We start from the raw sequence: 19,880 nt of genomic DNA, 5'->3' as shown, positions 1-19,880 counted from the left end.
TGTTCATTTTTTGACCGCCAGCATACTGATCGAACGCTTGCGTAAACAAAAAACTGACGGCCTGGGCCGTCAGCAAAAAACAAAACGCCCGGCGGGACAGGGAGACACCCATCCGCAGAAAGCCGGGCGTTTCACCCCATTACTTCGATGCCAGCTTGAAGACCCAGACGGAACCGCCCTGTTCCAGGAAATTGACCTTCTTCGCCACTTCGCCGCCCCACAGCGGCACCGCACCGCCCCAGCCGGAAACGACGGCGACATATTGCGTGTCGCCATCTTGCCAGGTGACGGGTGGCGCAACGACGCCCGAGCCGGTCTGGAATTTCCACAGTTCCTTGCCCGACTTCGCGTCGACGGCCTTCAGGAAGCCTTCCGGCGTGCCGTAGAACACCAGGTTGCCCGCCGTACTCATCACGCCGCCCCACAGCGGCGCGTTGTTCTTGATTTCCCAGACGATCTTGCCGGTCTTCGGATCGATGGCGCGCATGGCGCCGATGTAATCGTCAAACAAGGGCTTGATGGTAAAACCGGCACCGAGGAAGGCGCCGCCCTTCTTGTAGCTGATGGGCTCGTTCCAGATGTCCATGCCCCATTCATTCGCCGGCACATAGAACAGTCTGGTTTGCGGCGAGTAGGCCATCGGCATCTGGTTTTTGGCGCCAAGGAAAGCGGGCGCGGCAAACACGGTCGTGCCCTTCTTGCCTTCTTCGCCCTTGGTCGGGTCGCCTGGGCGGCCGGCGGCGATGTAGTTCGGCCGGCCCGTCTTCAGGTCGATGCTGCTGGCCCAGGTGATTTTCTTCACGAAAGGAAAGGCATTCTGCAGCTTGCCGCTGGTCGCGTCGATCACATAGAAAAAGCCATTGCGATCGGCCTTGCCGCCGTAGCGCTTGCCATCCATGTCGAAGGTAACGAACTCATTGGCGCCATCGAAATCCCAGGCATCATTCGGCGTATTTTGATACGCCCACTTGATCTGGCCCGTTTTCACGTCCAGCGCCACGGTGGACGAGGAATACAGGTTGTCGCCGGGACGCAAGTGGCTGTTCCATGGCGCCGGGTTGCCCGTGCCGAAATAGGCCAGCTTGGTTTGCGGATCGTAAGTGCCGCCCATCCAGGTAGAAGCGCCGCCCGTTTTCCACAGGTCGCCAGGCCAGGTTTTATTCGCGGTGCCGGACACGCCGTTATCGCTTGCCTTACCATCCTTGTCGTAGCGGTGGCCCATGTGCCCCTCGACCGTAGGGCGCGTCCACACCAAGTCGCCCGTCATGGGGTTGCGCGCCTCGACCCGGCCGACGATGCCGAATTCGCCGCCCGACACGCCCGTCAGCAGCAAGCCTTCGGCGATCAGCGGTGCGGCCGTCATCGAGTAGCCGGCCGCATAGTCGTCGACTTTTTCCTTCCAGACGATCTTGCCCGTGTTCTGATCCAGCGCCACCAGATACGCATCGAGCGTGCCGAAAATCACCAGGTTGCCATACAGCGCGGCGCCACGGTTGACCACGTCGCAGCATGGCATGATGCCGTCTGGCAAGCGATGCTCGTATTTCCACAGCTTGGCGCCCGTTTTCAAGTCGATGGCGAAAATGCGCGAATACGAAGCCGTGACAAACATCTTGCCATTGTGAATCAAAGGCTGCGATTCCTGGCCCCGCTGCTTTTCACCGCCAAACGAAAATGACCAGGCAGGTACCAGCTTGGCCACGGTCTTGTCGTTGATCTGCGTCAACGGCGAATAGCGCTGGCCCTGCGTGCCCATGCCAAACGACAAGATACTCGACGGATTCTTCGCCGTATTGTCGAGCATGGCGCTGGTGACATTGCCTACGTCGGCCGCCTGGACCAAGGAAACCAAACTCAAACCGACGAGTATCCCCATGATTTTTTTCTGCACAATCATCTCCCTCTGTTTTATTAGTATGTGTGTATCAAGTCTTGCGGTGCTCATGCGGCTGGGCATGCAGCACGGCGCACTCTTCATCGGTGAACAGGCGCGAGCGCGTCAGGAAGCGCTTGCCCGTGCCGTTGTCGAGTGAAAACATGCCGCCATTGCCGTCGACCACATCGATAATCAGCTGGGTATGCTCCCAGTACGCGAATTGCTCGAGCCCCATGTAGAACGGCGTGCCGTTCAAATTGCCCAGATAGATGTCGGAATCGCTGACATCGAACTCGCCCAGCGCGTAGCACATGGGCGCACTGCCGTCGCAGCAGCCGCCCGACTGGAAAAACATCAGCGGGCCGTGACGCTCACGCAACTTGTCCATCATGTCCAGTGCCGCATCCGTGGCGACCACCCTGGCAACTGCTGCACCCATGGCATCCCTTTCAGCGCGCCGCCCCTGGAGAGGCGCGGCGCGTGTAACGGTTTAGAAGAAGCCCAGCGCTTTCGGGCTATAGCTCACCAACAAGTTCTTCGTTTGCTGGTAGTGGTCAAGCATCATCTTGTGGTTTTCGCGGCCGATACCCGATTGCTTGTAGCCACCGAACGCGGCGTGGGCCGGATACAGGTGATAGCAATTGGTCCACACGCGGCCTGCCTGGATGGCACGGCCCACGCGGAAAGCACGCGAGCCGTCGCGCGTCCACAGGCCGGCGCCCAGGCCGTACAAGGTGTCGTTGGCGATCGCCAGCGCTTCGGCCTCATCCTTGAAGGTCGTGACGGACACGACCGGTCCGAAAATCTCTTCCTGGAAGATGCGCATCTTGTTGTTGCCCTTGAAGACGGTCGGGCGCACATAGTAGCCACCTTCCAGATCACCGGCCTGCGTGTTGCGCTCGCCTCCGGCCAGCACTTCGGCGCCTTCCTGGCGGCCGATGTCCAGGTAGGAGAGGATTTTTTCCAGCTGCTCCTGCGACGCCTGGGCGCCGATCATGGTGGCGGAGTCAAGCGGATTGCCCTGCTTGATGGCGGCCACGCGCTTCAAGGCCCGTTCGATGAATTTCTCGTAGATCGATTCCTGGATCAGCACGCGAGAAGGGCAGGTGCACACCTCGCCCTGGTTCAGCGCAAACATCGTAAAACCTTCCAGGCACTTGTCGAAATAATCGTCATCCGCATCCATCACGTCTTCAAAGAAGATGTTCGGCGACTTGCCGCCCAGTTCCAGGGTGACGGGAATCAGGTTTTGCGCGGCGTAGCCCATGATGAGGCGGCCCGTGCCCGTTTCGCCCGTGAAGGCGATCTTGGCGATGCGCTTGCTCGACGCCAGCGGCTTGCCCGCTTCCAGGCCGAAACCGTTGATGATGTTCAACACGCCCGGTGGCAACAGGTCGCCGATCAGCTCGATCAACACCATGATGGAGGCCGGGGTTTGTTCGGCCGGTTTCAGCACCACGCAATTGCCCGCGGCCAGGGCTGGCGCGAGTTTCCAGACGGCCATCAAAATCGGGAAGTTCCAAGGGATGATCTGACCGACGACGCCCAGCGGCTCGTGGTAGTGATAAGCATAGGTTTCCGCGTCGATTTGCGCGACGGAACCTTCCTGCGCGCGGATGCAGCCGGCGAAGTAGCGGAAATGGTCGATGGCCAGCGGAATGTCGGCGTTCATCGTTTCGCGGATCGGCTTGCCGTTGTCGATGGTTTCCGCCGTGGCGATCAGGCTCAGGTTCTGTTCGATGCGGTCGGCGATGCGGTTCAGGATATTGGCGCGCTCGGCAGGCGAGGTCTTGCCCCACGCTTCCTTGGCGGCATGGGCGGCGTCCAGCGCCAGCTCGACGTCCTCCGTCGTGGAGCGGGCGATTTCGCAAAATGGCAAGCCCGTGATCGGCGTAATGTTAGGAAAGTATTCACCTTTTACGGGGGCAACGAACTTGCCGCCGATGTAATTGTCGTAGCGTTGCTTGAAGGGATTGGCGACGCCCAGTTTGCTGATGTCTGCGAGATTCATGTCGTCCTCTATATCGTATGGAATTGTTGGTGGATGAAACAAACGTCCTGGTACAAATGGGGTGAGTACATGGTGTCTTCCGCAAATGCCGTGCCAGCTCGCCTCCCCACTACAAACTTAGCGGGTTTTGGCCCTGTTGCAAGGGCGTGGCGTCCATCCGGCCGCGCTATGCATGCCATGCCCCGGCGGGCATGGCTGCTGTCGCCCTGTTTGTGTTTTGAACAAGCTGGACTCGCGCTGTTGCAATAGGTGCCAGCCTGGGGCGGTGGCAGTGGACGGCGCTGCACAATGGAACAGGTGTGCCAGACTGGAACACCTGGGTTGCGCCCGCTAGCGAATCACCACGCCCCATGGCAATTCGCCCACGGCAATATCGGCCACCTTGCGCGCGCTGGCCGTATCGATGACGGAGACACTGTTCGAGCGGCCGTTAGCCACGTACAGCTTGGCGCCGTCCGGCGTGATGGCCATGTTCCACGGACGCTTGCCCACGGCAATGGTGGCCGTCACCTGATTGCTGGCCGTGTCGATCACCATTACCGTGCCATCGATGCCGTTCGAGACGTACACCTGCTTGCCGCTCGGATGGACCGCGATGCCATTCGCATTCTTGCCTGCGGGAATGGTGGCGATGGCCTTGCGCTGCCTCATGTCGATGACATACACGGCATTGACCATTTCGCACGCCACATAGGCGCGGCCGGAATCCGGACTGAAGCCGATGCCGCGCGGACGCAGCCCCACCGCGATGGAAGCGACTTGCCGGCGCTGCGCCACGTCGATGACATCGACTTGCTCGGCCTCTTCCGCGCTGACCAGCAGCCAGCGCCCGTCCGGACTGAAGACAGCGTGTTCCGGGTTACGCCCCTGGACCTTGATATCGGCGAGCAAGATGCCCGTGTGACCATCGAGCAAGGCCACGCTATTGTTTTCCTCGACGGCCACGGCCACATGGCTGCCGTCCAGCGAGGCGCTGACGCCTTCGGGCGACTTGCCCAGCGTCACCTTGCGCGCAGGCGCGCCAGCCACGTTGTCGATCAGCAGCAAGGCGCTGCTGGCCGCATCCGTGACAAACAGCTGCTTCCCGCCGGGGTCGGCGGCAATGCCGCGCGGGCGCTGGCCTGCCGCGATCTGGCGCACCACCTGGTCGGTGGCCGTGTCGATCACGCTCACGCTACCCGACTTTTCATTGGGAACATAGGCAAACGGTGCCGCCTGGACGGCCGTGCCGGCCAGCACAGGCAGCAGCCAGCAAATCTGGCGCAAGCGAAAGAATAAGTTGGGCATAATCACCTTTTCAATGGAAAGACACAGAAAAAGCGCGCACGAGCGGCGCGGGTAAAGCTTGCTGCATGCAAACGCCATGCCACGGACAGGCGTATAATTTCAGCCCACCAATGGAGACATGGCAAGCATATTGCTTGATAAGACTATGCAGACCTGTATCGCGCACGCGGTAAAACAGGCTTTTATTCACATTGGAGAACCCGCATGCAGCATCGTTTCCGCCTGAACACCATCGCCAGCCTGTTTGTTGCCGGCAGCGCCACCCTGGCTCCCCACGCTTACGCCGCCGAGGTCGCAGATCCGGGTGGGCAGCTCATGGATACGGTGGTCATCAGCGGCAGCCGCATCGCCCATCCCAGCCAGGAAGTGCCAGCCTCCATCGACGTGGTCGACAGCGCCCGCATCCAGGATGGCCAGATCCGCGTGAATGCGTCGGAAGCGCTGGCCGCCGTGCCGGGCCTGGTCGTGCAAAACCGCCAGAACTACGCGCAAGACTTGCAGATCTCGTCGCGCGGCTTCGGTGCCCGCTCGGCCTTTGGCGTGCGCGGCGTCAAACTGATCAGCGATGGCATTCCCGCCAGCATGCCCGACGGCCAGGGCCAGGCCGCCACTTTCAACCTCGATACAGCCGAGCGCATCGAAGTGCTGCGCGGACCGTTTTCCGCCATCTACGGCAACCACTCGGGCGGCGTGATCCAGCTGTTTTCCAAGGATGGACAAAATCCCCCGTCCGTTGAACTGAATGTGACGGGCGGCAGCTACGGCACCAATAAAGTCGATCTCTCGGCGCAGGGCCAGGCCGGCGCCATCGGCTACGTGCTCGACGCCTCGCGCTTTCGCACGGACGGCTTCCGCGACCACAGCGCCGCCACGCGGGAACAGGCATTCGGCAAGATCACGGTCAAGCCCACTGCGGACAGCAAGCTGACCATCGTCGCCAACAGCCTGCACCAAGGCAATACGCAAGATCCACTGGGCGCCACCTGGGCCACGTTCGCACGCGACCCGCGCGCGGGCGAAATCGACGCGACAGATACGCAAAATCCGAAACGCACCCTGGCCGAACGCTACAACACACGCAAGAGCATTGACCACCAGCAAATCGGCGCCACCTTTGAACAGTCGTTTGGCGAAGACCGCCTGCACGTGACGGCCTACGGCGGCAACCGCGACGTGATCCAGTACCAGGCCTTCACCAAGGGTTTCCAGTCACCCGCCAGCCACTCCGGCGGCGTGGTCGACTTCCAGCGCGAGTTCTACGGCATCGACACCAACTGGCTGCATGTGAATCAACTGACCGGCGGCAAGCTGAGCACCACCATTGGCATCGATTACGGCCGATCCAGCGACGACCGCACGGGCTATGAAAATTTCATCGGCAATACTTTTGGCGTGAAAGGCAAGCTGCGCCGCGACGAGCAGGATGTCGTCTCCAGCCTCGATCCCTACATCCAGACGGAATGGCAAAGCGGCCCGTGGCTGTTCAGTGCCGGTTTGCGTTACAGCAAGATGAAAGTGTCGGTGAACGACCATTTCCTCAGCAATGGCAATGACAGCGGCAGCCTGGAATTCAGCCATACGACACCAGTGCTGGGCCTGCTGTACAAACTGACGCCGAACGTCAACGTGTACGCCAGCGCCGCGCGCGGTTTTGAGGCGCCCACCCTGAACGAACTGTTTTACTCGGGCACGGGCAGCGGCTTCAATTTCAACTTGAAACCAGCCACCAGCACCAACGTGGAAGCGGGTGTGAAGGCCAGGATCAACAACAATACCCACCTGAATGCGGCCGTATTCCAGATCAAGACCAACGACGAACTGGTGGTCGACAGTTCCAGCGGCGGACGCACCAGCTACCGCAATGCGGGCAAGACCTTGCGCCAGGGTATGGAAGTGTCGCTCGACTCCAGCCTGCCGTATGGCTTCACGACGAAAGTGGCACTGACCAGCCTGCACGCCGTGTATGACGACGCCTTTAACAGTGTGCGCAAAGGCAGCCGCTTGCCGGGCGTGCCCAGCGCCAACCTGTTCGCGGAACTGGCCTGGAAAGATACGCTCGACCGTGTTGGCGCGGCGCTGGAAAGCGTAGCCAGCAACAAGGTCTACGCGGAAGACAGCAACAGCGAAAAACCGGCGCCCGGCTACACCGTGTTCAACGCGCGCATCAATGCCAAGCAAAGCGTGGGCAACTGGCGCTTCAAGGAGTTTGCCCGCTTGAACAATCTTTTCGACAAGACCTACGTGGGCTCCGTCATCGTCGGCGACAGCAACAAGCGCTACTATGAGGCGGCGCCGGGGCGGAATTGGTTGCTGGGTGTCAGCGCCCAATATACCTTCTAAGAACACCTGAGAAAAAGTCCGGGGCCGCGTTGCATTGCCTGGTCGGACTTATTCGTACTGCCTGCGGCAAAGCACCTTGCCCTGAACACTTTCAGGCGTCCTCATGACAAAAAGCCCGCGCATCTTCCGATGCGCGGGCTTCCCCATCCAGCGTGGCCTATCAAGGCCGCGCTTCCTGCACCCCATATTTTTCAAAGATCGCCTTCAATTCGCCGCTGGTCGCCATCTCGTTCATGGCCGCCTGCAGCAGCTTGGCCACGTCCAGCTGCTGGCGGCTGACGGCCAGTCCCACGGCCCAGCCTGCACGCGGCAGGCGGGCGAATGCCACTTCGTTCATGGCGAAGGCCGGATCGCCTTTCAGCACGGACTCGATTTCCGAGCGGTTGGCCAGCACGGCATCGAGCTGCCCCGCCTGCAATTGCTGCAGGGCTTCTGCTGCGGTATCGAAGATGCGCACATCATCGCGGTACTTGCCATTGTCTTCGCCCAGCATCAGCATGGCGGCTATCGATACTTTTTCCACGCCGATGCGCTTGCCCGCGAGCGAAGCGACACCATCGAATTGCGGCACGGCACCGGTGCTGCGCGCCAGGCGCACGGTTTCCACATAATACGGGGCGAAGATTTCGACCTTGTCGTTGTCGGCCATCAGTTTCTTGTCGACCGGCACATGCAGCATCACGTCGGCGGGGCCGTAGCCGAGGTAATGCCCCTTCCACACCATATTGCGCAAATCGTCATTCAGGTTTTCGCCGGCGGGAAAAGGCAGCAAACTCAGCTTTAAGCCCAGCTTTTTCGCCAGCGCCTCGGCGATGTCGATATCGATGCCTGTTCCCTTGTCGGAAAACGGCGCGAACTCGTTATATACGGCCACTTTCAGGCTGCCCGATTGCTGCACTTTCTGCCAGTCGGCACGCGCCGGTGCGGCCGCGCACAGGGCCAGGCAGGCGAGCGGGATCATCGCGCGCATGCCCCGGAGTGTGAATGAATGCATGGAACTCCTTCGTGATCGGTTCGACTCAGTTGGCTTCGCGGCGTGTTTCCAGATAGGTCTTGATGGCCCACATGGCTTCCTGGTTGAACACGCCCTCGAACGGCGGCATATACACGGCGCCATTGCGCACTTTACCGTGGCGTATGGTCGCCAGGTAATAGTTGTCCGTTTCTTTGTAGCACGCTTGTTTCTTCGTCTCATTCTTGATGCTGAAACAATCGCGGTCCAGCTGGCGCAAGTCCGGTGCGATGCCGCCCGAGATGGCTTCGATGCCGTGGCAGCGCGCGCAGTTCTGGTTGTAGGCCGACGTGCCCACCGTCAAGGCCAGCTTGTTGCCCCGATACGGGTTTTGCTCGAGCCACTTGTCGCCCACCTTGGGCAAGCCCGTGGTGTCGACGCCTTGCGGCGTGACATTGCCATGTGCATAGGCATGCGGCAAGGTCAGCAGGGATGTGAGGGCAACGGCGCCGGCGGCCGCCACGCCGAGCAAGGTACGGATGGAATAGGTCATGCTGGTCTCCTTGGTTTTTTGATGAATATCCCAAGAAGAGCAAATGCCATGCCATGCATCTTGGCCCCACGCCAGGCGGCCCATGTATCAATTTGGAACAGCTGCAACAGCTGTTTGTGTCAACCGCGTATCAACCGTGTGTCAGGCGGCGCTCACCGTGCACAGATGCGACAGTCCATGCTGTTCAAAGCCGATACGCACCGGCAGGAACCGAGCGATCACCTCGGCATTTGTCAGCGCATGCTGCGAGACCTTGCTGCAGCTGAAGGCGCCGCCACCGGCCAGCGCCATGGGCAGCAAGAGCTGGTCTGCCAGGTGGACGCTCACGGCCGCATCCGTCTTGAGATAGCCGCGCACCTCGTTCAGCAGGCGCTTGGCCACCGATTCGGCCAGCACGGACTTTTCGCCGAACGCAGTAAACACTTCCGTGACGTGTTCATGCTCCAATGTCAGCATCAGTACATTGCCCGGCCCCTGGTCCGCCGGCAAGCCGACGATGCGCAGCTGCTTGCCGCTCCAGCCCATGCCGCCGGCGATGCGTTCGAGTTCGCGCTGCGCCACGCCGACGGGCACGCCCGCGACCATGCTTTCCGCAAACCCCGCCTGCCGCTCGCCGCGCTGCAGCAATTCGATGGGCCGCAGGTGCGAAGGCTGCACGGTGGCAAGCACCTCACCACCACCGGCCGGCACAAAGCCGTAGCGCAGCAACTCAATCTGCACCTGCGCCCCCATCTGCGCCAGGATGCGGCCATACGCGCGCTGCAGAAAATGCACGGGTGGCGCCATGGCATTGTGCGTGCCGCCACTGATGCGCACGGTCGATGGCGCATCCGCATGCAGCAAGGCCGGTAGCAAGGTCTGCAAGACCAGGGTACAACTGCCGGCGCTGCCGATGGCGAAGCGGTAATCACCGCCGCGTATCGTTCCCGGCGTAAATTCCAGGCGGCTTGCCCCCAGTGCCACCGGCGACATGCGTGCGCCGCAGATACCGGCCGCCGCCTGCACTGCCACCAGGTGCTGGCGCAGCAGGCCGGGCTTGCTGCGCCCCGCGCGGATATTCACCAGCCGGAATGGCTGGCCCGTAATCATGGACAGGCTCAGCGCCGAACGTAAAATCTGTCCGCCACCTTCACCCTGTGCGCCATCTATTTCTATCATCGCTGCTTTCTCTCTCTTATCCTTTGACGCAGACGACCTGCTTCAAGATATGCACGACATCGACCAGTTCGCGCTGCGCCAGCATCACCGCGTCGATATCCTTGTAGGCCATCGGAATTTCATCGATCACGTTTTCATCCTTGCGGCACTCGACGCCTTGCGTCGCGCGGACCTGGTCATCCAGGTTGAAGCGCCGCTTCGCTTCCGTACGGCTCATCGTGCGCCCCGCGCCGTGGCTGCAGCTATGGAAGCTTTCCGCATTGCCCTTGCCACGCACGATAAAACTCTTGGCGCCCATGGAACCGGGAATGATCCCCAGTTCACCCGCGCGTGCCGACACGGCCCCTTTGCGCGTAATCAGCACATCCTTGCCAAAGTGGTGCTCCTTCTGCACGTAGTTATGGTGGCAGTTGACGGCTTCCACGTGCGTCTGGAATGGTTTATGGATGACCGTGCGCACGGCGGCGATCAGATTCTGCATCATCACTTCTCGGTTATTGCGCGCAAAACGCTGGGCCCAGCCCACCGCTTCCACGTAATCATCGTAATGCTGCGTGCCTTCGGCCAGGTAAGCCAGGTCCTGGTCGGGCAAGTTAATAAAATGGGTGCGCATATCCTGCTTGGCCAGTTCGATGAAATGCGTACCGATGGCATTGCCCACGCCGCGCGAACCGGAATGCAGCATGAACCAAACGGCCCCCTGTTCATCGAGGCACACTTCGATGAAGTGGTTACCGCTACCCAGGGTCCCCAGGTGGCGATAATTGTTGGTGTTTTTCAGCTTCGGCGTTTTCAGGCAGATCGCATCAAATTCATCCTTCAATTGCAGCCAGGCGGCATCAACCACGGAAGGCGGCGTATGCCATGAACCCTCATCGCGTCCGCGGTGGCCGCGCGTCTTCGGCGACATTCCGTGCGGGATCGCACGCTCGATGGCGCTACGCAGAGGTCCCAGGTTATCCGGCAAGTCACTCGCCGTCAGCGTGGTTTTCGCCGCCATCATGCCGCAACCGATATCCACGCCGACGGCCGCCGGAATCACTGCGCCCAGGGTGGGAATCACGCTGCCGATGGTCGAACCCTTGCCCAGATGGACATCCGGCATGACGGCGATATGCTTATAGATGAACGGCAGGGCCGCCGTATTGCGCAATTGTTTTTTAGCCGCTTCCTCGACGGGCACGCCACGCGTCCACATTTTGACGGGACGGCTGCCTTCGGTATGCAGGACTTCGTATTCTTCGTTTTTCATGTGCTTCATTTCTTCTATTTTATCGGGTGTGATGACAACGATTGGTGAAACGCCTGCCGATGTATCGGCTCTGGAGGTAGGCATTGGCCATTGCCTCCCCTCTCGGCTCTCTACATTCATCTCGTTGCTACACTCTTTATTGCAAGCGCTGTGCCAGCTTTCAATATTTCACCATGAATAGATATAAGCCATTGATTTTATTGAATAATATTTTCATTCACCTTATTTCAGGAAAATTCACGTGCTTTTCAATCTTAGATATAATTATCTTTTAAGATAAATATTTATCCAAATTATGCAAGAAAAACGCACGGTCGTTATCGGTTTTCTCGGTACGCAGCTCGACAATGGCAGGGGTGCCGCACGCTGGGAAAAGTGGCGCCCCAGCGTCGCCCTGACCCAGCATGAAGACAGGATCATCGACCGCTTCGAGCTGCTGTATGCCGGCAGCCAGTTCGACAATCTGGTGCGCCAGGTGTCGCAGGATATCGCCAGCGTCTCGCCTGAAACGCAATTGCGCGCGCACGCGCTCCCGATCAGCGATGCCTGGGACTTCGAGAATGTGTACGGTGCCCTCTACGATTTCGCGAACAGCTACCCGTTCGATCCGGACAGGGAAGAATACTGGATCCACATCACCACCGGCAGCCACGTGGCGCAGATCTGCATGTTCCTGATGACGGAAGCGCGCTATTTTCCGGGGCGCCTGGTGCAGACATCACCGCCCAGGCGCCAGGCGGCCGGTAATCCCGGCAGCTACGCGCTGATCGACCTCGATCTGTCGCGCTATGACCAGATCGCCCAGCGCTTTACGCGCGAACAGGCGGCGGGCGTGGCGTTTTTGAAGTCCGGCATCGCCACGCGCAATGCAAAGTTCAATGCCATGATCGATGAAATCGAGCGTGTCGCCATCAAATCGAGGGCGCCCATGCTGCTGATGGGACCAACGGGTGCAGGCAAATCCTTCCTCGCGCGCCGTGTGTATGAGCTGAAAAAGTCGCGCCACCAGATCGATGGAAAATTCATCGACATCAATTGCGCCACCTTGCATGGCGACGGCGCCGCATCCACCCTGTTCGGCCATATCAGGGGCGCCTTCACGGGAGCCGCCTCCGATCGTCCAGGCTTGCTGCGCAGCGCGCACAAGGGACTGCTGTTTCTCGATGAAATCGGCGAACTGGGACTCGATGAACAGGCGATGCTCTTGAAAGCCATCGAAGAAAAACGCTTCTTCCCCGTCGGCGCCGATACGGAAGTGCAAAGCGACTTCCAGCTGATCGCCGGCACCAACCTCGACCTGGGCAAGGAAGTGGCCGCCGGCCGCTTCCGCGAAGACCTGTATGCGCGCATCAATCTGTGGACTTACGCATTGCCAGGCCTGGCGCAGCGCCCGGAAGACATCGAGCCGAACCTGGAATACCTGCTGGCGCAATACGGCGCGGAAACGGGGGAAAGAGTGCGCTTCAACAAGGAGGCACGCGAACGCTTCATGCGCTTTGCCGCTTCGCCATCGGCCGCATGGCATGGCAACTTCCGCGATTTGCATGCCGCTGTCACGCGCCTGGCCACCCTGTCGGAAGCGGGGCGCATCACCGATAGCGTCGTCGACGAGGAAATCAGGCGCCTGAAACGCATGTGGCTGCACCATGGCGAACATCAGGGTGGCATGGAAATCGAGCTGGCCGATATTATGGGCGCTGAAGCAGCCGCGCAGCTCGACCTGTTTGACGCGCTGCAGCTGCAGGCCGTCATCAAGGTGTGCCGGCAATCGCACAATATGTCCGATGCCGGGCGCACCCTGTATGCCGTGTCGCGCGCGGCGAAAGCCAAGCCGAACGATGCAGACCGGCTCAAGAAATACCTGGCCCGCTTTACCCTCGACTGGGATAAAGTATCGTCAAGCAACTAAGATGAGAGCACGATGATTCCAGAAGATATACGAGTAGAAATCATGCGCCGCCTGGCGGCCGTGGAAGAGAAGGAAGGCGTGCGTATCCTGATGGCGATTGAATCGGGTAGCCGTGCCTGGGGATTTGCCTCGCAAAATAGCGACTTCGATGTCCGTTTCATCTATGCGCGCCCGCAGGAATGGTATCTGAGCGTGGACCTGGAGGATAAACGCGATGTGATTGAATACCCGATCGTCGATGATATCGACTTGAATGGCTGGGATGTGCGCAAGGCACTGCAGCTGTTCTGGCGTTCCAATCCCGCCGTGATTGAATGGATACAGTCGCCGATTCAATATATGCAAAAGGGCGGATTCAGGACGGGCATGCAGGCCTTGCTCGATTCCGTCTATACACTGGAAAAAGGCATTTACCATTATCGCAGCATGGCCAAGACCAATTACCGCGGCTACCTGATGGCGGACATGGTGCCCTTGAAGAAGTATTTTTACGTCTTGCGCCCACTGCTGGCCACGCGCTGGATACAAACCTACCAGAGCGCACCGCCGATCGAATTTTCCGCCTTGCTGCACCTGCTGCCCAAGGAAGACGGCTTGTTGGAAGAGATACATCTGCTGCTCGAGCGTAAAAAGCTCGCGCAGGAAAAAGAACTGGCGCCGCGCATCGATAAACTTAATGCCTTCATTGAAGCAGAATTGGCCAGGCTGGAGAACTTCAGCGTGGCAAAGGAAGAAAAACCCGGTGGCATGGAAGCATTAAATCAGCTGTTCCGCCAGGTTTTGCAGGAAAACTGAGCGTCAAACAGCAAAGGCAGCGCGCAGCGCTGCTTTTTTTCGTCTTTTTTATGCTTTGGCTACCCTGGCCGGCTGGCGTAGTTGTCGGATTACGCGCGGCCTTGCCGCGCTAATCCGACCTACCCGGCCTGGCCAGCCGCAAACGAACGTAGGTCGGCTTAGCGCGCAGCGCGTAAGCCGACACCACCTGCGGCGTATCACGCAAACAAAACCACCAGACGAAAAAAAAACCCGCCAATTGCTTGACGGGTTTTTCTCTACTGCGAATAACAAGCCTGACGATAACCTACTTTCACACTGGTTGCAGCACTATCATCGGCGCAAAGTTGTTTCACGGTCCTGTTCGGGATGGGAAGGGGTGGGACCAACTTGCTATGGTCATCAGGCATAACTTGTACTGACACTTGTCTCCTGTAGGACGACAAGGCCATGAATCTGGAAGAAGCAAAGATTGGGGTAATGACTGGTTGTATCAACACACACGCAACGTTGTACCGTCTTATCCTCTGTACCTGCTAAGGTTATAGGGACAAGCCGTACGGGCAATTAGTACTGGTTAGCTTAATGCATTACTGCACTTCCACACCCAGCCTATCAACGTCCTGGTCTCGAACGACCCTTCAAAGAGCTCAAGGCTCTGGGAAATCTCATCTCAAGGCAAGTTTCCCGCTTAGATGCTTTCAGCGGTTATCTCTTCCGAACTTAGCTACCCGGCAATGCCACTGGCGTGACAACCGGTACACCAGAGGTTCGTCCACTCCGGTCCTCTCGTACTAGGAGCAGCCCCCTTCAAATTTCCAACGCCCACGGCAGATAGGGACCAAACTGTCTCACGACGTTTTAAACCCAGCTCACGTACCACTTTAAATGGCGAACAGCCATACCCTTGGGACCGGCTACAGCCCCAGGATGTGATGAGCCGACATCGAGGTGCCAAACTCCCCCGTCGATATGAACTCTTGGGAGGAATCAGCCTGTTATCCCCAGAGTACCTTTTATCCGTTGAGCGATGGCCCTTCCATACAGAACCACCGGATCACTATGTCCTACTTTCGTACCTGCTCGACTTGTCAGTCTCGCAGTTAAGCACGCTTATGCCATTGCACTATCAACACGATGTCCGACCGTATCTAGCGTACCTTCGAACTCCTCCGTTACACTTTAGGAGGAGACCGCCCCAGTCAAACTGCCTACCATGCACTGTCCCCGATCCGGATAACGGACCAAGGTTAGAACCTCAAACAAACCAGGGTGGTATTTCAAGGTTGGCTCCACGAGAACTAGCGTCCCCGCTTCAAAGCCTCCCACCTATCCTACACAGATTGGTTCAAAGTCCAATGCAAAGCTACAGTAAAGGTTCATGGGGTCTTTCCGTCTAGCCGCGGGTAGATTGCATCATCACAAACATTTCAACTTCGCTGAGTCTCGGGAGGAGACAGTGTGGCCATCGTTACGCCATTCGTGCAGGTCGGAACTTACCCGACAAGGAATTTCGCTACCTTAGGACCGTTATAGTTACGGCCGCCGTTTACTGGGACTTCAATCAAGAGCTTGCACCCCATCATTTAATCTTCCAGCACCGGGCAGGCGTCACACCCTATACGTCCACTTTCGTGTTTGCAGAGTGCTGTGTTTTTATTAAACAGTCGCAGCCACCAGTTTATTGCAACCCTTTCACCCTCATGGAGTAAACCAATCAAGCTACCGGGGCGTACCTTTTCCCGAAGTTACGGTACCAATTTGCCGAGTTCCTTCTCCCGAGTTCTCTCAAGCGCCTTAGAATACTCATCTCGCCCACCTGTGTCGGTTTGCGGTACGGTCTCGTATGACTGAAGCTTAGAGGCTTTTCTTGGAACCACTTCCGATTGCTTCGTGAACAAGTTCACTCGTCCCATCCCCTTGAATTGCGTACCCGGATTTGCCTAAGTACCTTCTATGAGACAGAAACTGACTATTCCAACAGTCAGACAACCTTCCGCGATCCGTCCCCCCATCGCATCATACGACGGTGCAGGAATATTAACCTGCTTCCCATCAGCTACGCATCTCTGCCTCGCCTTAGGGGCCGACTCACCCTGCTCCGATGAACGTTGAACAGGAAACCTTGGGCTTACGGCGTGGAGGCTTTTCACCCCCATTATCGCTACTCATGTCAGCATTCGCACTTCTGATACCTCCAGCATCCTTTACAAGACACCTTCGCAGGCTTACAGAACGCTCTCCTACCATATCCAATAAAGGATATCCGCAGCTTCGGTGACTGGCTTAGCCCCGTTACATCTTCCGCGCAGGACGACTCGATCAGTGAGCTATTACGCTTTCTTTAAATGATGGCTGCTTCTAAGCCAACATCCTGACTGTTTTAGCCTTCCCACTTCGTTTTCCACTTAGCCAATCTTTGGGACCTTAGCTGGCGGTCTGGGTTGTTTCCCTCTTGACGCCGGACGTTAGCACCCGACGTCTGTCTCCCAAGCTCGCACTCATCGGTATTCGGAGTTTGCAATGGTTTGGTAAGTCGCAATGACCCCCTAGCCATAACAGTGCTCTACCCCCGATGGTGATACTTGAGGCACTACCTAAATAGTTTTCGGAGAGAACCAGCTATTTCCAAGTTTGTTTAGCCTTTCACCCCTACCCACAGCTCATCCCCTAATTTTTCAACATTAGTGGGTTCGGACCTCCAGGGCGTGTTACCGCACCTTCATCCTGGCCATGAGTAGATCACTTGGTTTCGGGTCTACACCCAGCGACTGATCGCCCTATTCGGACTCGATTTCTCTACGGCTTCCCTATATGGTTAACCTTGCCACTGAATGTAAGTCGCTGACCCATTATACAAAAGGTACGCAGTCACGGAACAAGTCCGCTCCTACTGTTTGTATGCACACGGTTTCAGGATCTATTTCACTCCCCTTCCGGGGTTCTTTTCGCCTTTCCCTCACGGTACTGGTTCACTATCGGTCGATTACGAGTATTTAGCCTTGGAGGATGGTCCCCCCATATTCAGACAGGATGTCACGTGTCCCGCCCTACTTGTCGTACGCTTAGTACCACCGGTCCGATTTCACATACGGGGCTATCACCCACTATGGCTCCTATTTCCAGAGGATTCTGTTATCGGTCCGACTATCACGTACAGGCTCTTCCCATTTCGCTCGCCGCTACTTTGGGAATCTCGGTTGATTTCTTTTCCTGCAGCTACTTAGATGTTTCAGTTCGCCGCGTTCGCCTTGCATACCTATGTATTCAGTATGCAATACCCTAAAAGGGTGGGTTGCCCCATTCGGAAATCTGCGGATCAAAGTGTGTTTGCTCACTCCCCGCAGCTTATCGCAAGCTACTACGTCCTTCATCGCCTGTAATCGCCAAGGCATCCACCATGTGCACTTATTCGCTTGTCCCTATAACGTTAGCCTCTCATCATTTGCATAATGAAAGAGCGCTACAGGGATAAGAAAGTACAACGTTGTTGCTTGTTTGTTGATACATACAATCATTACCCATCAAGTCGCCTCATGCATTGCTGCATGCATAGACTTGATCAATAAATAATCTTTACTTCTTCCAGATTGTTAAAGAACATACAGCACTTGGTCTCGAAAAGACCAAACCTAAATCCCGGTGTTGCAATCAACACTGATTTACGTTTGAACTTTTGGTGGAGGATGACGGGATCGAACCGACGACCCCCTGCTTGCAAAGCAGGTGCTCTCCCAGCTGAGCTAATCCCCCTGAGATTTACTACAGAAACTGGTAGGGCTGGTTGGACTCGAACCAACGACCCCCGCGTTATCAACACGGTGCTCTAACCAGCTGAGCTACAGCCCCAAATGCTGTTCTTTATATTAACAGCCGATAAGTGTGAACATTTGATGCGTGAACCAGTTACCCAGTTCGTGCAAACTCTAGAAAGGAGGTGATCCAGCCGCACCTTCCGATACGGCTACCTTGTTACGACTTCACCCCAGTCACGAATCCTACCGTGGTAAGCGCCCTCCTTGCGGTTAAGCTACCTACTTCTGGTAAAACCCGCTCCCATGGTGTGACGGGCGGTGTGTACAAGACCCGGGAACGTATTCACCGCGACATGCTGATCCGCGATTACTAGCGATTCCAACTTCATGCAGTCGAGTTGCAGACTACAATCCGGACTACGATACACTTTCTGCGATTAGCTCCCCCTCGCGGGTTGGCGGCGCTCTGTATGTACCATTGTATGACGTGTGAAGCCCTACCCATAAGGGCCATGAGGACTTGACGTCATCCCCACCTTCCTCCGGTTTGTCACCGGCAGTCTCATTAGAGTGCCCTTTCGTAGCAACTAATGACAAGGGTTGCGCTCGTTGCGGGACTTAACCCAACATCTCACGACACGAGCTGACGACAGCCATGCAGCACCTGTGTACTGGTTCTCTTTCGAGCACTCCCCAATCTCTCGGGGATTCCAGCCATGTCAAGGGTAGGTAAGGTTTTTCGCGTTGCATCGAATTAATCCACATCATCCACCGCTTGTGCGGGTCCCCGTCAATTCCTTTGAGTTTTAATCTTGCGACCGTACTCCCCAGGCGGTCTACTTCACGCGTTAGCTGCGTTACCAAGTCAATTAAGACCCGACAACTAGTAGACATCGTTTAGGGCGTGGACTACCAGGGTATCTAATCCTGTTTGCTCCCCACGCTTTCGTGCATGAGCGTCAATCTTGACCCAGGGGGCTGCCTTCGCCATCGGTGTTCCTCCACATATCTACGCATTTCACTGCTACACGTGGAATTCTACCCCCCTCTGCCAGATTCTAGCCTTGCAGTCTCCAATGCAATTCCCAGGTTGAGCCCGGGGATTTCACATCAGACTTACAAAACCGCCTGCGCACGCTTTACGCCCAGTAATTCCGATTAACGCTTGCACCCTACGTATTACCGCGGCTGCTGGCACGTAGTTAGCCGGTGCTTATTCTTCAGGTACCGTCATTAGCAAGAGATATTAGCCCTCACCGTTTCTTCCCTGACAAAAGAGCTTTACAACCCGAAGGCCTTCTTCACTCACGCGGCATTGCTGGATCAGGCTTTCGCCCATTGTCCAAAATTCCCCACTGCTGCCTCCCGTAGGAGTCTGGACCGTGTCTCAGTTCCAGTGTGGCTGGTCGTCCTCTCAGACCAGCTACTGATCGATGCCTTGGTAGGCTTTTACCCTACCAACTAGCTAATCAGATATCGGCCGCTCCACGAGCATGAGGTCTTGCGATCCCCCACTTTCATCCTTAGATCGTATGCGGTATTAGCGTAACTTTCGCTACGTTATCCCCCACTCCAGGGTACGTTCCGATATATTACTCACCCGTTCGCCACTCGCCACCAGAGCAAGCTCCGTGCTGCCGTTCGACTTGCATGTGTAAGGCATGCCGCCAGCGTTCAATCTGAGCCAGGATCAAACTCTTCAGTTTAATCTCTGTTACTTTGCCATTTTATTGGCACCGTCATTGCTGACGGGTCGCTCACTCAAAAAACTGACAGGCTACTTCCGAAGAAGCATCCTATTTCATTATTTCTTGTGAACATTTGATATTTTAAGTTTTACAGCGATCCGAAGATCACTGCTGCACTTACATCAAATGCCCACACTTATCGACTGTTAATTGTTAAAGAACTGTATTCGGTTACTGCTTTCGCGCTATCGACAAAGCGTTGTGTTTGTCAGCTGCGAAGAAGGAAGAGTATGAAGCGTTTGCAGCATTTCGTCAACCTTCTTTT

11 protein-coding genes, 2 tRNA genes and 3 rRNA genes are annotated in these 19,880 nt (G+C 57.2%); 3 read left to right on the top strand and 13 right to left on the bottom strand.

Annotated features, from left to right (window positions below):
• Positions 1-139: 139 nt before the first annotated feature.
• The 4 genes from JaAD80_RS00210 to JaAD80_RS00195 all read right to left on the bottom strand — a co-directional run bounded on the left by JaAD80_RS00210 (position 140) and on the right by JaAD80_RS00195 (position 5,174).
• The gene (locus tag JaAD80_RS00210; RefSeq protein ID WP_102292375.1) at positions 140-1,876 is read right to left on the bottom strand and encodes a PQQ-dependent methanol/ethanol family dehydrogenase; all 1,737 of its coding nucleotides are present in this window, start codon (positions 1,874-1,876) and stop codon (positions 140-142) included.
• Between the two features lie 49 nt (positions 1,877-1,925).
• Complete coding sequence (locus JaAD80_RS00205) at positions 1,926-2,315, bottom strand: DUF779 domain-containing protein (RefSeq protein ID WP_102292370.1); 390 nt, start codon at positions 2,313-2,315, stop codon at positions 1,926-1,928.
• Positions 2,316-2,366: 51 nt separating this feature from the next.
• Positions 2,367-3,887: an aldehyde dehydrogenase gene (gene adh / locus JaAD80_RS00200; RefSeq protein WP_102292369.1), complete on the bottom strand. Its 1,521-nt coding sequence runs from the start codon at positions 3,885-3,887 to the stop codon at positions 2,367-2,369.
• Positions 3,888-4,217: 330 nt separating this feature from the next.
• Positions 4,218-5,174 (bottom strand): beta-propeller fold lactonase family protein, encoded by a 957-nt coding sequence (locus tag JaAD80_RS00195; protein WP_102292368.1) that lies wholly within the window; start codon positions 5,172-5,174, stop codon positions 4,218-4,220.
• A gap of 204 nt (positions 5,175-5,378) precedes the next feature.
• Here JaAD80_RS00195 and JaAD80_RS00190 point away from each other — a divergent pair, with 204 nt between their 5' ends.
• Positions 5,379-7,514 (top strand): TonB-dependent receptor, encoded by a 2,136-nt coding sequence (locus JaAD80_RS00190; RefSeq protein WP_102292367.1) that lies wholly within the window; start codon positions 5,379-5,381, stop codon positions 7,512-7,514.
• Positions 7,515-7,674: 160 nt separating this feature from the next.
• Here JaAD80_RS00190 and JaAD80_RS00185 read toward each other — a convergent pair whose 3' ends face one another.
• The 4 genes from JaAD80_RS00185 to JaAD80_RS00170 form a co-directional block, all read right to left on the bottom strand.
• Positions 7,675-8,508, bottom strand: a complete 834-nt coding sequence (locus tag JaAD80_RS00185) for an ABC transporter substrate-binding protein (protein WP_258002745.1) — start codon at positions 8,506-8,508, stop codon at positions 7,675-7,677.
• 25 nt (positions 8,509-8,533) lie between these two features.
• Positions 8,534-9,019 carry a cytochrome c-550 PedF gene (gene pedF / locus JaAD80_RS00180; protein WP_102292365.1) on the bottom strand — a complete coding sequence of 162 codons (486 nt, stop codon included), beginning with the start codon at positions 9,017-9,019 and terminating at the stop codon, positions 8,534-8,536.
• Between the two features lie 141 nt (positions 9,020-9,160).
• On the bottom strand, positions 9,161-10,177 hold the full coding sequence (rtcA, locus tag JaAD80_RS00175; protein ID WP_102292364.1) for an RNA 3'-terminal phosphate cyclase: 1,017 nt from the start codon (positions 10,175-10,177) through the stop codon (positions 9,161-9,163).
• Between the two features lie 16 nt (positions 10,178-10,193).
• Complete coding sequence (locus JaAD80_RS00170; RefSeq protein WP_102292363.1) at positions 10,194-11,429, bottom strand: RtcB family protein; 1,236 nt, start codon at positions 11,427-11,429, stop codon at positions 10,194-10,196.
• Between the two features lie 295 nt (positions 11,430-11,724).
• Here JaAD80_RS00170 and rtcR point away from each other — a divergent pair, with 295 nt between their 5' ends.
• Positions 11,725-13,338: an RNA repair transcriptional activator RtcR gene (rtcR, locus tag JaAD80_RS00165; protein ID WP_102292362.1), complete on the top strand. Its 1,614-nt coding sequence runs from the start codon at positions 11,725-11,727 to the stop codon at positions 13,336-13,338.
• Between the two features lie 12 nt (positions 13,339-13,350).
• Complete coding sequence (locus tag JaAD80_RS00160) at positions 13,351-14,133, top strand: nucleotidyltransferase domain-containing protein (protein ID WP_102292361.1); 783 nt, start codon at positions 13,351-13,353, stop codon at positions 14,131-14,133.
• 273 nt (positions 14,134-14,406) lie between these two features.
• Here the strand turns inward: JaAD80_RS00160 and rrf are convergent.
• The 5 genes from rrf to JaAD80_RS00135 form a co-directional block, all read right to left on the bottom strand.
• A 5S ribosomal RNA gene (rrf, locus tag JaAD80_RS00155) occupies positions 14,407-14,519 on the bottom strand.
• Positions 14,520-14,658: 139 nt separating this feature from the next.
• Positions 14,659-17,534: ribosomal RNA gene (locus JaAD80_RS00150) — 23S ribosomal RNA — on the bottom strand.
• Positions 17,535-17,789: 255 nt separating this feature from the next.
• Positions 17,790-17,865 (bottom strand) — tRNA-Ala (locus JaAD80_RS00145).
• 19 nt (positions 17,866-17,884) lie between these two features.
• Positions 17,885-17,961: transfer RNA gene (locus JaAD80_RS00140), tRNA-Ile, on the bottom strand.
• Positions 17,962-18,042: 81 nt separating this feature from the next.
• Positions 18,043-19,573 (bottom strand): 16S ribosomal RNA (locus JaAD80_RS00135).
• Together the 16S, 23S and 5S rRNA genes with 2 tRNA genes alongside form the textbook arrangement of a ribosomal RNA operon.
• Between the last annotated feature and the right edge of the window lie 307 nt (positions 19,574-19,880).

The sequence above is a fragment of the Janthinobacterium sp. AD80 genome (genome assembly GCF_002878455.1).
Taxonomy (GTDB): domain Bacteria; phylum Pseudomonadota; class Gammaproteobacteria; order Burkholderiales; family Burkholderiaceae_D; genus Janthinobacterium.
This window is presented reverse-complemented; position numbering and strand designations above follow the sequence as displayed.

Bases quoted from the DNA above. Each gene is read 5' to 3' on its own strand.
- JaAD80_RS00210 (WP_102292375.1), bottom strand. From the start codon at position 1,876: ATGGGGATACTCGTCGGTTTGAGTTTGGTTTCCTTGGTCCAGGCGGCC.
- JaAD80_RS00205 (WP_102292370.1), bottom strand. From the start codon at position 2,315: ATGGGTGCAGCAGTTGCCAGGGTGGTCGCCACGGATGCGGCACTGGAC.
- adh (WP_102292369.1), bottom strand. From the start codon at position 3,887: ATGAATCTCGCAGACATCAGCAAACTGGGCGTCGCCAATCCCTTCAAG.
- JaAD80_RS00195 (WP_102292368.1), bottom strand. From the start codon at position 5,174: ATGCCCAACTTATTCTTTCGCTTGCGCCAGATTTGCTGGCTGCTGCCT.
- JaAD80_RS00190 (WP_102292367.1), top strand. From the start codon at position 5,379: ATGCAGCATCGTTTCCGCCTGAACACCATCGCCAGCCTGTTTGTTGCC.
- JaAD80_RS00185 (WP_258002745.1), bottom strand. From the start codon at position 8,508: ATGCATTCATTCACACTCCGGGGCATGCGCGCGATGATCCCGCTCGCC.
- pedF (WP_102292365.1), bottom strand. From the start codon at position 9,019: ATGACCTATTCCATCCGTACCTTGCTCGGCGTGGCGGCCGCCGGCGCC.
- rtcA (WP_102292364.1), bottom strand. From the start codon at position 10,177: ATGATAGAAATAGATGGCGCACAGGGTGAAGGTGGCGGACAGATTTTA.
- JaAD80_RS00170 (WP_102292363.1), bottom strand. From the start codon at position 11,429: ATGAAAAACGAAGAATACGAAGTCCTGCATACCGAAGGCAGCCGTCCC.
- rtcR (WP_102292362.1), top strand. From the start codon at position 11,725: ATGCAAGAAAAACGCACGGTCGTTATCGGTTTTCTCGGTACGCAGCTC.
- JaAD80_RS00160 (WP_102292361.1), top strand. From the start codon at position 13,351: ATGATTCCAGAAGATATACGAGTAGAAATCATGCGCCGCCTGGCGGCC.